This window comes from Corynebacterium tuberculostearicum, from assembly GCF_032821615.1.
In the GTDB taxonomy this organism is placed as follows: Bacteria; Actinomycetota; Actinomycetes; order Mycobacteriales; family Mycobacteriaceae; genus Corynebacterium; species Corynebacterium tuberculostearicum_H.
The window spans coordinates 376,376-391,336 of the sequence record NZ_JAVBIF010000001.1 but is presented as its reverse complement, the minus strand read 5'-3'; the positions used below and the strand labels follow the sequence as shown (position 1 = coordinate 391,336).

Below are 14,961 nucleotides of genomic sequence, written 5' to 3'. Positions count from 1 at the left end.
GAAGCGAGCCTCTAGGCTCGGCTGGGCAGCTGCGTTCAAGGCTTGCTAAACTTACCCAAATGCACCTGAAATCGCTGACGCTGAAAGGCTTCAAATCATTCGCGTCGGCGACGTCTCTGAAATTCGAGCCCGGAATTTGCGCCGTCGTCGGACCGAATGGCTCCGGCAAGTCCAATGTGGTGGACGCCCTGGCCTGGGTTATGGGTGAGGGAAGCGCCAAGACGCTGCGCGGCGGAAAGATGCAGGACGTCATCTTCGCCGGCGCCGGCGACCGCAAGGCTCTGGGGCGCGCCGAGGTCACCCTCACCATCGATAATGCGGACGGTGCGCTGCCGATCGAATACTCGGAAGTGTCGGTCACCCGCCGCATGTTCCGTGATGGTGCCAGCGAATACGAAATCAATGGCTCCAAAGCGCGCCTGATGGATATTCAGGAGCTGCTATCTGATTCCGGTATTGGCCGCGAGATGCACATCATCGTTGGCCAAGGCAAGCTTTCTGAGATCCTAGAATCGCGGCCTGAGGATCGGCGCTCGTATATCGAAGAAGCCGCGGGTGTACTCAAGCACCGCCGCCGCAAGGAAAAAGCGCAGCGCAAGCTCACCGGCATGCAGGCCAATTTGGATCGCTTGCAGGACCTTACTGATGAGTTGGGAAAGCAGCTCAAGCCTTTGGCCCGCCAGGCTGAGGCCGCGCAGCGCGCCGCCACTGTGCAGGCTGATCTGCGCGACGCCCGCCTGCGGCTGGCAGGAGATAGGGTGGTGCGCCTGCGCAGCAAGTTCCAGGAGGCCGAGCGCGCGGCAGAAGTCTTAGCCGAGCAGGTAGAAGAAGTTACCGCGCAGTTGGAAGAAGCAACAGGTTCGCAGCTAGAAGTGGAAGCCCAGCTAGAGGAGGTAAACCCCAAGGCGGATGCTGCCCAAAAACTGTGGTTCGATCTGTCCACACTTTCCGAGCGCATTTCCGCGACCCTGCGTATCGCGGAGGAACGAGCGGCCAATGCCGGCGCACAGGTGGCCTATTCTGGCCAGGATCCGGATGACCTAGAGGCACGGGCTGCCCGCGCGGACGAAGAACATGCAGAGCTTCTCGCCGCAGCGGAGGAGGCTGCGGAACGCCTGGAGGCTATCCGCGAAGAGGTAGCAGAGCGCCGTGAGGCATTCGAGGCCGCGGAGCGCGAACACATGGCGCAGCTGCGTGCCATTGCGGATAGGCGCGAGGGCGTCGTCCGCCTCATCGCCGCAGAGGAAAAGGCGGCAGGCCAGGTTACTTCGGCCGAAGAGGAGCTGGCGCGCCAAGAGGAGACCCTGACTTCTACCAAGCAGCGCACCCAAGCCGCCCAGGCGGAAGCCGATGAGGTGGCGGATAAGCTGCAGTCTTTGGCCGGCGAGCGTGAGCCGCTTGAGGAAGCCCATGTGCGGGCGGCCAGTGAATCGGGTGCGGCCGATAAGCGTTTGGAGCAGCTTCGCGACGAGCAGCGCGAGCGTGAGCGCGCTGTCTATACCCTGCGTTCCCGCATCGATACCTTGGCCCAGACCGCGCCGGAAAAGATTGAGGTAGGCGAGCATTTCCAACCGTTGGCGGAGTTCATTACCACCAAGTACGAGACCGCGGTAGCTGCCGCGTTGGGTGCTTTTGCAGAGGCCCAGGCGGGCGAGATTTCTGCCCAGCTGATTGCGGACTTGGAAAAGGGCACGCGCTCCGCGCTTATCGACGTCTCCGTGGCCGCCCCCGCCACTTCCTGGCGCGTGGATGCGACTTTGCCCACAGGCGCCTCGTGGTTGCTCGACCACATTGCAGTAGTCCCAGAAGTCTCTGCAGCGCTGCACCGCCTCCTTGCGGATGTCGTGCTCGTCTCCGATGTCGCGGAGGCGAAAAAGCTGGTGGCCGAGGACCCTCGCCTGCGTGCCGTCACCGAATCCGGCGTGGTGCTGGGTGAAGGTTGGGTAGAAGTGGGCACCGGTGCTTCATCCACCGTTGAGGTTTCCGCTCGCATCGCGGAGGCAGAGGAGCAGCTGGAATCCGCCACGCAGGAGCTGGAAGAACTCTCCGGCACGCTCGAGGGCGCGAAGATCGCGGCGGAGGATGCCCGCGTGACTGCAGCCTCGGCGAAGGCTGCCTTGCGCGAGCACGATACTGAAGTCGATGCGTGGAAGCGCGATCACCAGCGCCTGCTCAAGCAGTACGAGGCCAATAAGAACGAGCACGAGAAGGCCGCGGCGCGGGCGACCGAGATCGAGGTCAAGCTCACCGAGGCCCGCACGCAGCTTGCCGACGCCCGCGATAGGCTCGCCCGCGTCGATGCAGACGAGCAGCCCGACGAGCCTTCTTCGGTAGAGCGCGACGAGGCCTCCGCTGCATTAGAGCAGGTCAAATCCATGGAAATGGAGGCGCAGGTGGCAGCCCGCTCGGCCCAAGACCACGTGGGTCAGGTAGCGGGAAAGGGTGAGGCGTTGCGTCGCCAAGCGCAGCATGAACGCCAAGCCAAGGCCCGCCATGAGCAGGCCATGGCGCGGCGCAAGGCCCAGGGCGAGTTGGCTGGTGCGGTAGCCAAGCATTCACGCGATCTGGCCGCGCGCGCCACGCAGCTGCTTGAGCGCGCTACCTCTGAGCGCGATGACTACTTTGCGCAGCGCACCTCCCTCAACTCGCAGCTACAGCAGGTCAAGCAACACGTCTCGGCCGCGCGGCAGCAGCTGGACCGGCTGACCAACCGCGCCCATGACTCGGAAATTGCTCGCTCCCAGGCGCAGGTGCGTGTGGACGAAGCAGAAGCCAAGATCGTGGAGCAGCTGGGCATTGCGATTTCGGATCTTTTGCAGGACTACACTCCAGGCGAAGATTTCGACCGCGGGGCGGAAAACGCGCGCTTGAAACAAGCAGAAAAGGACCTCAATTCACTAGGCAAGGTCAATCCGCTCGCGCTGGAAGAATATAAGGCTTTGGAGGAGCGCTATTCCTTCCTGTCCACTCAGTTGGAGGATGTTATCCAAGCCCGCAAGGATCTTGCGGGTGTTATCGAGGATGTAGACGCGCAGATTTTGCAGCTGTTTACCGATGCGTGGCATGACGTCGAAGCAGAATTTCCAAAGGTTTTCCAGACCCTTTTCCCCGGTGGCGAGGGACGCCTTATCCTCACAGAGCCGGACGATATGCTCACCACCGGCATCGAGGTGGAAGCACGCCCACCGGGCAAGAAGGTCAAGCGCCTGTCCTTGCTATCTGGTGGAGAGAAGTCGCTTACTGCCCTTGCGATGCTGGTAGCTATCTTCCGCGCCCGCCCCAGCCCGTTCTATGTCATGGATGAGGTTGAGGCAGCGCTTGATGACGTCAACCTGCGCCGCCTCATTGCCCTCTTTGAGGAGCTGCGTAAAGACTCGCAGCTCATCGTCATTACGCACCAAAAGCCGACGATGGATGTCGCCAACGTCCTCTATGGCGTAACCATGCGCGGCGATGGTGTTACTCGCGTGATTTCGCAGCGCATGAATCCCGCAGGCAGCGCCCCTGGAACGGAGCAAGCCAGCGAGGATGCCACTCGCTTGGGTGTAGATGCTCCCCGGGGTGACGAGGCGGGGAAGTAACCTGGGGCTCGTCCACTTCCCGCAGGACCCCTTCCCGCTATAGGAGGGGGTTTGACGTGCCGCGAGCTGAGAAGACTGGCACTATAGAGGCATGAATTCTTTATGGTTATGGATCGGCATTGCGATCGTCGTCATCGTGCTGATTATTCTTTTCGTAGTAATCGGCAAAAAGCGCGGCGACGCCAAGAAGGTGTCCTTTGATAAGCCTGCTGAGGAAGAACCGAAGCAGCTGACCCAGGAGCAAAAGTCCGGCAACTATCAAGCCAAGTCCGGCTTTAAATTCGCTCCTGCTGGCGGCGCTAAGGAAGCGCAGAAAGCCCCGGTTCAGGCGGACAAACCCGGCGCGAACAAGCCTGCCCCAGAAAAACACGCTCAGTCGCAGCAGGCCGCTAAGGCAGAGCCGAATGCTACCGCCATCGCCAACGAGCAGCTCAGCGGCAAGACCTCACAGTCTAAGGAAAAGTCGCAGGCACAGGCTAAGCCGCAGGCTGATAAGCCACAGTCTGCTCAGCCCACGACTGATGCCGCGGCAAACAAGCCCGTGGCCGACAAGCCTATGGCAGACAAGTCTGTGGCAGAGGAACCAGAAACCAAGACGGCACCTCAGCAGGAGAAGCCGGCGAAGACCGACAAGCCGGCAGAGCCTTCTAAGCAGGCCCAGGCCCAAGCGCCAGCGGAGGAGAAGAAGCAAGCGGCAGAATCTTCCGCTGATAAGGCAGACAAATCCCAGTCCAAGGGAGCTGGCGCTGCGGCGGCGGCTGCTGCTGGCGCGGCAGGCGTAGCGGGTGCGGCAGCTGGGGCGTCGGAAAGCGAAGAATCGCAGGCGGACCGTGCCCCAGAAAAGGCTGAGCAACCAGAAGCTGCACCCAAAGCAGAAGAGCCGGCAGCTTCCGAAAAGGCAGAAGATCCAGAAGACGTTGTCTCCGTGGAAAATGCCGAGGTAGAAGAGGAGTCCCCAGTCTTCGACGAGGTTGTTGAAGACAATGATGCGGAAGACATCGAGGAGCGGGTGGACGACCGCGAGGAGGCCGAAGAGGCCGCAGCTGCTGCCGAGGCGCAAACCGGTGCAGCCGAAGCTGCCAAGGAACAGACCGAGGCTCCAGAGGGCGAACCTGCTCCAGCGCCAGCTCCGCAGGATGATATCGCACCCGCCGGTGGGCGTCTTGGCCGTTTGCGCGGGCGCCTTTCGCGCTCGCAAAATGCCATCGGCCAAGGGCTCATGGGAATTTTGTCCGCAGGCGATCTGGATGAAGACGCCTGGGAGGAAGTCGAAGACACGCTCATCATGGCGGATTTGGGTACCAAGTCCACGATGAAGGTGACCGATTCCCTGCGCGAGAAGATTGCAGAGCGCGGCGTCTCCAGCGAGGATGAGGCACGTGCCATGCTGCGCGAATGCCTGATTGAAGCAGGCCACCCAGAGATGGATCGCTCCATTAAGGCCATGCCGAATGAGGGCAAGCCGGCCATCGTGATGGTCGTCGGTGTCAATGGCACCGGTAAAACCACAACCACCGGCAAGCTTGCTCGCGTGCTGGTAGCCATGGGCCACAAGGTCCTTTTGGGTGCGGCCGATACTTTCCGTGCTGCGGCCGCTGATCAGCTTGAGACGTGGGGTCGCCGCGTTGGCGCCGATACCGTGCGCGGCAAGGAAGGCGCTGACCCAGCATCGGTAGCCTTCGACGCGGTAGCAACCGGCGTGGAACAGCAAGTAGATGTGGTCTTGGTCGACACCGCAGGCCGCCTCCACACCTCCACGGACTTGATGGACCAGCTGGGCAAGGTCAAGCGCGTGGTGGAGAAGAAGACCGATGTGGACGAGGTCCTGCTGGTATTGGATGCCACGGTGGGGCAGAACGGCCTTACTCAGGCGCGCATTTTCCGCGAGGTAGTAGATATTACCGGTGTGGTTCTCACCAAGCTGGACGGCACTGCCAAGGGCGGAATCGTCTTCCAGGTACAAGAAGAATTGGGCGTACCAGTCAAGCTTGTGGGCTTGGGCGAAGGCGCCGATGATCTCGCGCCGTTCGAGGTTGAAGGCTTCGTCGATGCCCTCTTGGGTGAGAAGTAGTAGCTAAGCTTGTAGCTCCCCCTGCATATCGGGTGCCACGTACGTGCACCACGGTGTGCTGGGGGAGTCCTTCGTTTTCATGGGCGAGTTAAAGCGTGCAGTAATCTCGCGAATTCTTTTCGCTCTCATCTCGCTGTCGGTTCGCAGACTATGCAAAAAGGCCTATGCAATTGGCGCGGGAATAAGTCCTGCTGAGCGCCTGTGAATTCTCTGCCTGCGAGCGTAATTGTGGCGGTTGTGCTTGTCTTTTATGAAGCGTAGGGGAATGCTGCAATGTGGTTTGACCTTGGCGGGAATGGTAGCCTGAAAGGGCTGTATTTAATGCGAAATTCGCATTAAACCTAGACCAAGGTTCGTGAGGCAAGTATTTCGTGACGCTACTTTATGCAGTCCTCCTCGCGGCGCTGGCAGTGATCTTGGCACCGGTAACCGTAAAGGTTATTGACCGAAAGGCAGGCTATCCACTAGCTGGCCTTTTTCTTATTGCAGCGGTCCTCATCGCCAAGGAATTTCCTGCCATTGCAGCCGGGGAGGAATTAAGTTTCCACGCCACTTGGGTGCGTGATTTCATCGCACCAGGCGTCGACGTAAGTTTTGCTCTCCGCGGGGACGCGTTGAGCATCTTCTTCGCTATGTTGGCGCTGGTCATTGGCGCCGTCGTTTTCACTTATTCGGCGGCCTATCTGCCCAAGAATGAGGGCAATACCAGCTTTTATACCTTGATGACAGCGTTCACGCTGTCCATCTTGTTGCTGGTTCTGGCCAACGATGTGGTGGTTTTGTTCCTTGCTTGGGAGCTAGTCTCCTTGGCTTCGTTTATGTTGATCGCTCGCTCCGGTTCAGGCGGCGAGGCTGGTTCGCAGCGCACACTGATCCTGACCTTTATTGGTGGATTGACCCTGCTGACCGGCTTGGGTATTGCCGCGACGGTGACCGGAACGACTACCGTTTCTGAGATCTTGGCGTCCCCTGTATGGACGGAACGCCCAGGGGTAACGGCAGCCGTAGCCGTGTTGATTGCGGCGTCCGCCTTTACTAAGGCGGCACAGTTCCCATTCCATTTCTGGTTGCCAGAGGCTATGGCCGCCGCCACGCCGGTATCGGCTTTCCTTCACGCGGCAGCGGTGGTCAAGGCCGGTGTGTACCTGCTTATTCGTTTTTCCACCATCTTCCACGACGTGGCGGTGTGGAATTGGTTGCTCATCGTCGTAGGCATGGGCACCGCGGTGATGTCCGCGGTATTTGCAGTGCAGAAGACGGATCTGAAGAAGCTTACGGCCTATTCCACCGTCTCCCATCTGGGCTGGATTGTTGCCACCATTGGCGTGGGCACCCCGTTCGCTATCGCCGCAGCGTTGGTCCATACTCTGGCGCACGCGCTGTTTAAGTCCTCGCTGTTTATGCTCATTGGCGTCATCGACCACGAGGCTGGGTCGCGCGATATTCGCCGCCTTGGACCACTGTGGAATAAGATGCCGTGGACTTTTGGTTCCGTAGTAATTGGTGCGGCCTCGATGGCCGCGGTGCCACCGCTTCTGGGCTTTGTGTCCAAGGAAGGAATGCTCACCGCGTTTGAAGACGCCCCGATTGGCGGTGCGGGCCAGGTAATCCTGCTCATCGTTGCCGGCATTGGTGCTTTCTTTACCTTTACTTACTCCGCAAAGATTGTCTTCGGCGCCTTCTTTGACGGACCTCGCGACATGGGAGATGTCCATGAAGCACCAGTGTCGCTGTGGCTACCTGCAGCTTTGCCGGGCTTTATGTCTCTGCCGCTGGTATTTGTGCTCGGGCTCTTTGACGCCCCGATCGATGATGCAGTGGCTGCCGTGGGATTGGAGCATCATTCGCACCTTGCCCTCTGGCACGGGCTCAACGTTCCTTTCCTTATCTCGCTAGTGGTCCTCATCCTCGGTATTGCTGGCATCTTTGCCCGCAAGAAGATGTGGGAAAGCTTTGAAGCTCACGAGTTCATGCCGCGCAGCGGCAATGATTTGCTGTACTCCTTGATGAAGGGCTGCTCCCAGTTGGGGCGCGTCTTGGGCAAGATGTCCGACTCGCATAATCCGTCCCGCCACATGCTGCCGATTGTCATTTTGATCATCGTGCTGGCTGCCACCACCCTCATCCGCGATGGCGTCGACGGGGTAGCGCTGCAACCACGGGTAGATGGTCTGGATAACCCATGGGACCTGCTGCCACTGGGCATCATCGCTCTGGCGATGTTTGGATTGGTTCGCACCCAGAATCGTTTGACCGGTGCCATCATGATTGGCATTGCCGGCTCGGGCGTGACCCTGCAGATGTTCCTGCTGGGCGCACCTGACGTGGCGCTGACCCAGTTTATGGTGGAGGCCCTGTCCGTCATCGTCATGATGATGGTGCTGCGCTACCTGCCAGAAACCTTCCATCCGGTGAAGAACAAATCCCGCAAGACCGGCTCCATCGTCATTGCGGTCTTGGCCGGCGTGGCTGCGTTCCTGGGCGTGTGGGGACTCATGGGTCGACACGAGCGCTCCGATTTGGCCATGTGGTACCTGGACAATGCTCCGGACATCACCGGCGGCGACAACGTTGTCGCTACTATCATCGTGGAGTTCCGTGCACTCGATACCTTGGGCGAGCTTTCCGTACTGGGCATGGCTGCGGTGGTTATTGCAGCCATCACCACGACGTTGCCGCGATTCCCGTTCAAGTCAGGTACACGCCCAGCGCCGTTTGGCCAGTCCCAGCTGAACTCCGTGCCATTGCGCAAGGGCGTGCACGTGGTTATCCCGCTGTTGGTCATTATGTCCGTCATCGTTTTCTTCCGCGGGCACAATGCCTCCGGCGGCGGCTTCCCCGCAGCGCTGATCATGGGCGCGGCAATCGGGCTTATCTATCTGTCCCGTGGCTCCGATGAAATTGTTTTCGGCCGTATGACTCCGATTCACCTGACCGGTATCGGCATCATCACAGCCTTGATCGCCGGCTTTGTGGGCTACTTGCACCACGGCATTGGCAATGGTGGCTTCCTGGCTGCCATCCATGCCGAAGCCTTTGGCCAACACTGGACCACCTCGCTCATCTTCGACTTGGGCATCTACCTAGCGGTGCTGGGCATGTTGACCATGGCGATTAACGCTTTGGGCGGCTATTTGCGCCCAGGTACTGAGCGCGACTTCTTGCCATGGGTCCATGATGATGATTCCGCGCTGCCTACGACTCCGCGCATTTCGCTCGAGGATGTCGACGATCCGTACCCAGACCCGATCAACCCTTCGACCGATCCGTTGGCCTTGCTGACGCCTTCGGAAGCAAAGACGAAGAGGAAGAATAAGCGCTCCGCGGCTAACCGGGGAGGGGAGAAGTAATGATCCTTGCATTGACTATTGCTTTGCTCATCGGCAGTGCTGTCTATCTCATTCAGCAGCGCGGCTTGGTACGCATCGTGCTGGGCATGATGGCCTTTGGTCACGGTGCCAACCTGATGCTGCTGGCTACGGGCGTGTATTCCTACCGCGGAGAGTCCTTCCCATCCCAGGTTCCGCACGATCAGATGGCCGACCCGCTGCCGCAGGCCTTCGTGCTGACCGCCGTTGTTATTTCCATGGCAACCTCGACCATCTTGTTGACGATGGCGGCCATGGGCAAGAACGACGACACCGACGTGGTGGAGCCGGTTGATGACAACACCATCGACCATGCCTTTTCGACCTTGGGACGCGACGCCCAAAATCGCCAAATTTTGGAGGAATCCACCAATCAGCTTGACCGAATTGGTCAGGTTGACCACAACACTCCCGTTGCAGAACGCGGGGCAACTCAACAGAAGGAGGATGACAAATAATGGCTGATGCTGTAGCTCAACTCCTTCCGCTATTTCCAGCGGTCCCGCTGATTGCAGCGGCCTTCGCACTGCTGGCACCGTGGCGTGCGGTACGCGATTCCATCATGCTTATCATCCCGGGCGTTGGAATTTTCGCCGGCTTGGGCCTGCTCATCTACACCATGAACAATGGGGTAGTAGCCCATACTGTTGGCCTCTACCAAGGCAATGTGGGTATCCCGTTTGCGGCGGATGCCTTCTCCGCGTTGATGATCATTACTACGATGATCGTCGCGTTTGGTGCCAACTGGTTTGCCATTGTGGGTGGGGAGACTAAGTCTCGTTACTATCCATCGCTCACCCTGATTTTGATTACCGGTGTGTGCGGTGCATTGCTGACCGCCGACCTCTTTAACTTCTTCGTCTTCATTGAGGTCATGCTTCTGCCGTCCTACGGCCTTATCACCATGTCTGGTACGTGGTCGCGCTTGGCAGCCGGCCGTGCCTTCGTCTTGGTTAACCTTTTCGCCTCCACCTTGTTGGTTGTTGGCGTGGGTTATATGTATTCGGTTACCGGTGCGGTCAACCTAGGCGCACTGAAGGGCGCAGCGGCAGGCAATGGGCCGGTGACCGTGGCAGCAGGCTTGATCCTCATTGCGATTACCGCCAAGGCCGGCGTGTTCCCCGTGCAGTCGTGGCTGCCGCGCACCTACCCAGGAACCTCCGCCGCGGTGATGGGCCTGTTTTCCGGCTTGCACACCAAAGTGGCCGTCTACATGCTCTACCGCCTGTACGTGCAGCTATTCGATCTGGAACAGCGCTGGAATGTGTTGATCATCGTCATCATGATTATTTCCATGATGATCGGTGCCTTCGGCGGCCTAGCGGAAAATTCCATCCGCCGCGTTCTCGGCTACCAGATGCTCAACGGCATGCCTTTCATTTTGGTCATGCTTGCGTTTGCCTCTGATGACCCACGTCGCGCACTGGCAGCTGGCATCATGTACACGATTCACCACATGGTGACCGTTGGTTCGCTGATTTTGGCCTCTGGTGCCATTGAGGAGACCTACGGCACGGGCTTGCTCAGCAAGCTTTCCGGCCTTGCTCGCCGCGACCCCATCATCGCGTGGATTTTCGCTGCCGGTGCATTCTCCGTCGTGGGCTTCCCACCGTTCTCGGGTATGTGGGGCAAGTTGATGATTGTTTTCGAGATCGCCCGCGTGGGTGGTGCTTGGGCCTGGATTGCTATCGCGGCCATCATCATCGCTTCCTTCGCTGCCTTCTTGGCCATGCTGCGCGTGTGGCGCAAGGTCTTCTGGGGCAAGGGCCTGCCGGAGGACAAGGTTCCGGATGAACTGGTCATCCGCAAAAAGCTCATGGCCCCATCCGCCGCTCTCATCCTTGGTTCGCTGTGCATGTTCATCTTCTCCGGCATCGTCCTCGATGTCGTGGATGCTGCAGCGGAGCAGCTTTTGGACACTAACGCATATACTGAAACCGTCTTGGGCGACGAGCCGATTGCCGTTCCCACTATCGATGAAATCCAGGAGGGCCGTTAAATGAACGCAATTGTGTATGCATTGTGGCTCATCAAGGAGATTTTCGTCGCCGGCATTAGCTTGGCACTGGCGGCCTTCAAACCGGATAACGAATATAACCCAGTTATCATTCGTTACCCACTGCGCGTGACTAGCGCCTGGGAGATCTTCTGGTTTACGTCTTCCATTACCGCAACCCCGGGCACGCTCTCACTCGGTTTGCGCGAACCGCCCCGCAAGGGGCTGCCCCGCATCGTGCTAGTACAGGCAGTCCAAGGATCTGACCCGGCGGGAATCGTCGCTGATCTTGCTGATATGGAACAGCGCCTCGCCCCGCGGGTTAAGGACATCGATTACGGCGTCCCGGGTCAAGGGGAGACTACAGAATTGGATGAGGCTTTCTACGAGTATCCGCTCGAGTCCGTCGGTCGTTATATGCGCTCGCCTGACTTGGCACGGGCGGAGGACACTCCGCTTTCAGAAAGCGAAGCGGACGTCGAAAAGCCAAAGCGCCGCGCCCGCAACGTACAACGCAGAAAGGAGACCGAGCGATGATTGACTTTGCCACATTGTCCCCGTTCGGCTGGGTCGTATTTGTATGCGTATTCATCATGGGCGTCGCCACGTGGTGCGGCGTGCTGCTGGCGCTTCGCACGCGCGATGAGCTCACCCGCGCCATTACCTCGGATATCGTTTTCTACGGCATGATCTGCATGTATTTGGCGTGGTCGATGACCAATAACGCCCCGATGGCGTATTACATTGCACTCCTTGGAGCCATTGCCGCCGGTGTGCTACCGACGCTATCGATGGCCCGCATCATTTCGAAGGGCAGGCGATAAACCATGGCCATTTCTGAAATTATCGCCTCGGTTCTGCTTATCATCGCTACGCTCTTGGTGGTCGCTACGGTGGTGTCTCTGTGGCGAGCGCCCGATGCCTTGACCCGGGCCAACCTGCTGGGCCCCACTGTGGGACTTGCGGTACCGCTGATTATCGTGGCCAAGCTGGTCGTAGATTTTGGCCGCGATGGCTTTTCGCTGTGGCTGCTCATCCAGGCACTGATCGCCTGCTTCGGTGTATGGATCATCGGCTCGGTAGGTTCCTTTTATCTGGGCCGCTCCATCTATGGCGTAACCGTCACCGACGTCAAGCACGCCAAGCACACCAATAAGGAAGTTCAGACCGTGCAAGCAGAGGAAGACGATATCTAGTCTTCTTCAGCTCCTTCTGGCGGCGAGCCTTTTCTGCTCCTGTGCGTAGCTGCGGGGAGAACAGAACAGCTCGCCGCTTTTCTGGTTGCACAGTGGGGTCTTCTGAGCCCACCAGCGCCCTGGATTCACAATGTGGAAAAGTTGCACAGCAATTGCTGTGCTCGGGCTAGAATGGATGCACGTTATTCGGTGCCTCTAGACCCGCCCCGAAGAGTTAGCAAGGAGTAACAATGAAACTCATCACGGCCATCGTTAAGCCCTTCACCCTGCCGGACATCCGCCAGGCTCTGGAGCAGCAGGAAGTACGCGGCCTCACTGTTACAGAAAGCCAGGGCTTCGGACAGCAACGTGGGCACAGCGAGGTATACCGAGGGGCAGAATACGCCACTGACTTTGTGCCCAAGGTCAAGCTGGAGGTTGTTGCGGCCGATGACCACGTCGAAGACATCATTAACGCCATCGTGGATGCTGCCTACACGGGAAAGATCGGCGACGGCAAGCTGTGGGTAACCCCAGTTGAAGATGCCATTCGTGTGCGCACCGGCGAGCGCGGCGAGGCGGCACTTTAAGCCCGCATGCATACCGCCGCACAGATTCGCGCCGAGGCCCATGCCTCGGCGCTTCGTGTATTGCGCAGTCTCGAGCTTCCACCTGGAACCGCGCTCGCTGCCACCGGTTCCTTTGCCCGCAATGAGATGACTCCGTACTCGGATATTGATGTCATCCTCATCTATCCGGAAGGCCACGAGCCAGATCCGGCTTTGGTGGAGCAGCTGTGGTATCCCGTGTGGGATGCTAAGTACCGCCTGGATTATGCCCTGCGCACCCCACAAGAGTGCGGGGCGATTGCCGCCGAGGATGCCTCTGCCGGCTTTGCCCAGTTGGATTTGGCCTTTGTAGCAGGACGCAAGGTCCTGGTGGATGAGGCGCGGGCGCAATTGCTTGCGGCGTGGCGGCGCCAGCTGCAGCGCGGCTTTGATGACTTCTTGGATACCGCGATTACTCGGTGGAAACGTTCGGGCGCGGTGGCAGCGATGACGAACCCGGACCTGAAGAATGGGCGCGGGGGACTGCGCGATATTCAGCTCTTGCGCGCGATGGCCTTGGGAAACCTGTGCGACTTTCCAGATCTGGACGGTGAGCAGCGGCTGCTTCTCGACGCCCGCACGCTCCTGCACGTCACAGCCCGGCGCCACCGGGACATACTGGATCCCGAGTTCGCCGCGGACGTAGCGGCGGATCTGGGGTTTGAAAGCCGCTACGCACTGACGGCAGCTTTGGTCAGTGCGGCAGCCACGGTCAATAAGGCGGTGGAGCGCGGCCTTGCAACCGCCCGTGGGGTACTAGGCCGTAATGCTTCAGCGTCCGGCCGGGGTCGGCGCCGCCCGCTCGATGTGGACGTCGTGGCTGAGGCCGGCAGTATTTTCCTTTCGCGCAAGCCAAATGTAAAGGACCCGTGGCTGCTCACCCGCGTGGCGGCTGCCGCGGCACGCACGGGATATATCATCGCCGAGTCCACGTGGCACCAGCTCCAAGATCTGCCCGAGCTGCCGCCACGATGGCCTCGGGCAGCGGTGGATGATTTCTTCGCTATTTTGTCCTCCCCGCGATGCACGCCGCGCGTCATACAGGACTTGGACCGCTATGGCCTGTGGGAACGCTTAGTCCCAGAATGGGGGCATGTGCGCGGCTTATTGCCGCGCGAGCGCAGCCACGTCCATGCAGTGGACCATCATCTCATCGCTACGGTAACGCGGTGCGCGGAGATGCGTACCTCGGTGGCTCGTCCGGACTTATTGCTTTTGGCCGCGCTTTACCATGACATAGGCAAGGGCTACGGGCTCCCTCATGCCCAAGTAGGTGCGGAGATGATTACCCGTCAGGCAGCCCGTATGCGGTTGAGCGTCGCCGATAGGTCGCGCGCCCAAACCCTGGTGGCAGAACATACCACCTTGGCGCGGTTAGCGGCGACGATGGACCCGGCTTCCGATGGCGCTCGCGACGCCCTCTTGGCTGCCGCGCATTATGATCAGCTAACTATTTCCCTGTTAGCGGTTTTGGCAGAGGCGGATGCCCAATCGACCGGGCCTGGCGTGTGGACACCGCGAGTGGAGCAAGCACAGAAGCTGATCGTTGCGCGGGCACTCGAGGCGCTCAAACCGCGTGTTCTCGACCGCCCTGCTGTGCATGTACCCCTATCTACCGAAGGCGTTGCGCTCAAAGTGGATTGGGAAGACCAAGAAGTCAGCGTGTCGTGGTGCGGTACCTCTCAAGGGGAGCTAAAGCGCATCTTCGCCTTGTTATCGGCGCTGGGGTGGACCATCGTGCGAGCGAATATCGTTCGCGAGGACGATGGTGCCTATAAGGCGGAGTTTTTCATCCGCACGGTGCAGCAGACCCTAAAGGAAGCAGCGCAGGAGATAAGGTTTATCCAGTCCTATAACTCACGAACTTATACGGAGCTGCCGGTCATAGCAGGGGAGGTGACCACCGCGGCATTCGATGTGGGCGGTATTTTGGTCATCCGGACGGTCGAGCGCATCGGCGCTTTAGGCCACTTGGTAGAGGCACTGCCGGACTTTGTGTGGCTGCGCCATGAGGTTATGGGCGCGACAATGATCGTCAATGTGTACCTCGCCGGGCAGGTTTCTCGCGCTACCGTGGTGGGGAATGTGACCAGGGCCCTGGCTAGGGACTAAGATTGAATAGTTGAACTTTAGATCGATCTAAATTAAGGGAGCGCATCCGT

At 59.4% G+C, this 14,961-nt stretch carries 10 protein-coding genes; all 10 read left to right on the top strand.

Annotation, left to right across the window (positions count from 1 at the left end; all coding sequences use genetic code 11):
- Positions 1-59 precede the first annotated feature (59 nt).
- Positions 60-3,581: a chromosome segregation protein SMC gene (gene smc, locus RAE09_RS01855; protein ID WP_316980799.1), complete on the top strand. Its 3,522-nt coding sequence runs from the start codon at positions 60-62 to the stop codon at positions 3,579-3,581.
- A 91-nt stretch (positions 3,582-3,672) separates the two neighbouring features.
- Entirely contained in the window at positions 3,673-5,652 is a 1,980-nt protein-coding gene (gene ftsY / locus RAE09_RS01850; RefSeq protein ID WP_316980798.1) for a signal recognition particle-docking protein FtsY, read from the top strand.
- A gap of 371 nt (positions 5,653-6,023) precedes the next feature.
- The gene (locus RAE09_RS01845; protein WP_316980797.1) at positions 6,024-9,002 is read left to right on the top strand and encodes a DUF4040 family protein; all 2,979 of its coding nucleotides are present in this window, start codon (positions 6,024-6,026) and stop codon (positions 9,000-9,002) included.
- Positions 9,002-9,478: a sodium:proton antiporter gene (locus RAE09_RS01840; protein ID WP_005325274.1), complete on the top strand. Its 477-nt coding sequence runs from the start codon at positions 9,002-9,004 to the stop codon at positions 9,476-9,478. Before RAE09_RS01845 ends, RAE09_RS01840 begins: the two co-directional genes overlap by 1 nt.
- The gene (locus RAE09_RS01835; RefSeq protein WP_316980796.1) at positions 9,478-11,019 is read left to right on the top strand and encodes a monovalent cation/H+ antiporter subunit D family protein; all 1,542 of its coding nucleotides are present in this window, start codon (positions 9,478-9,480) and stop codon (positions 11,017-11,019) included. The genes RAE09_RS01840 and RAE09_RS01835 overlap by 1 nt, the downstream gene beginning before the upstream one ends.
- Complete coding sequence (locus RAE09_RS01830) at positions 11,020-11,553, top strand: monovalent cation/H+ antiporter subunit E (RefSeq protein ID WP_005325271.1); 534 nt, start codon at positions 11,020-11,022, stop codon at positions 11,551-11,553.
- On the top strand, positions 11,550-11,840 hold the full coding sequence (locus tag RAE09_RS01825) for a cation:proton antiporter (RefSeq protein WP_005325267.1): 291 nt from the start codon (positions 11,550-11,552) through the stop codon (positions 11,838-11,840). The genes RAE09_RS01830 and RAE09_RS01825 overlap by 4 nt, the downstream gene beginning before the upstream one ends.
- Positions 11,841-11,843: 3 nt before the next feature.
- Positions 11,844-12,212: a Na+/H+ antiporter subunit G gene (locus RAE09_RS01820; protein WP_005325266.1), complete on the top strand. Its 369-nt coding sequence runs from the start codon at positions 11,844-11,846 to the stop codon at positions 12,210-12,212.
- 230 nt (positions 12,213-12,442) lie between these two features.
- The gene (locus tag RAE09_RS01815; RefSeq protein WP_250410019.1) at positions 12,443-12,781 is read left to right on the top strand and encodes a P-II family nitrogen regulator; all 339 of its coding nucleotides are present in this window, start codon (positions 12,443-12,445) and stop codon (positions 12,779-12,781) included.
- Positions 12,782-12,787: 6 nt separating this feature from the next.
- Positions 12,788-14,911, top strand: a complete 2,124-nt coding sequence (locus RAE09_RS01810; protein ID WP_302258025.1) for a [protein-PII] uridylyltransferase — start codon at positions 12,788-12,790, stop codon at positions 14,909-14,911.
- Positions 14,912-14,961: the final 50 nt, after the last annotated feature.

What these genes read in the sequence shown, in the direction of transcription:
- smc (WP_316980799.1), top strand. Translation starts at nt 60, where the DNA reads ATGCACCTGAAATCGCTGACGCTGAAAGGCTTCAAATCATTCGCGTCG.
- ftsY (WP_316980798.1), top strand. Translation starts at nt 3,673, where the DNA reads ATGAATTCTTTATGGTTATGGATCGGCATTGCGATCGTCGTCATCGTG.
- RAE09_RS01840 (WP_005325274.1), top strand. Translation starts at nt 9,002, where the DNA reads ATGATCCTTGCATTGACTATTGCTTTGCTCATCGGCAGTGCTGTCTAT.
- RAE09_RS01835 (WP_316980796.1), top strand. Translation starts at nt 9,478, where the DNA reads ATGGCTGATGCTGTAGCTCAACTCCTTCCGCTATTTCCAGCGGTCCCG.
- RAE09_RS01830 (WP_005325271.1), top strand. Translation starts at nt 11,020, where the DNA reads ATGAACGCAATTGTGTATGCATTGTGGCTCATCAAGGAGATTTTCGTC.
- RAE09_RS01825 (WP_005325267.1), top strand. Translation starts at nt 11,550, where the DNA reads ATGATTGACTTTGCCACATTGTCCCCGTTCGGCTGGGTCGTATTTGTA.
- RAE09_RS01820 (WP_005325266.1), top strand. Translation starts at nt 11,844, where the DNA reads ATGGCCATTTCTGAAATTATCGCCTCGGTTCTGCTTATCATCGCTACG.
- RAE09_RS01815 (WP_250410019.1), top strand. Translation starts at nt 12,443, where the DNA reads ATGAAACTCATCACGGCCATCGTTAAGCCCTTCACCCTGCCGGACATC.
- RAE09_RS01810 (WP_302258025.1), top strand. Translation starts at nt 12,788, where the DNA reads ATGCATACCGCCGCACAGATTCGCGCCGAGGCCCATGCCTCGGCGCTT.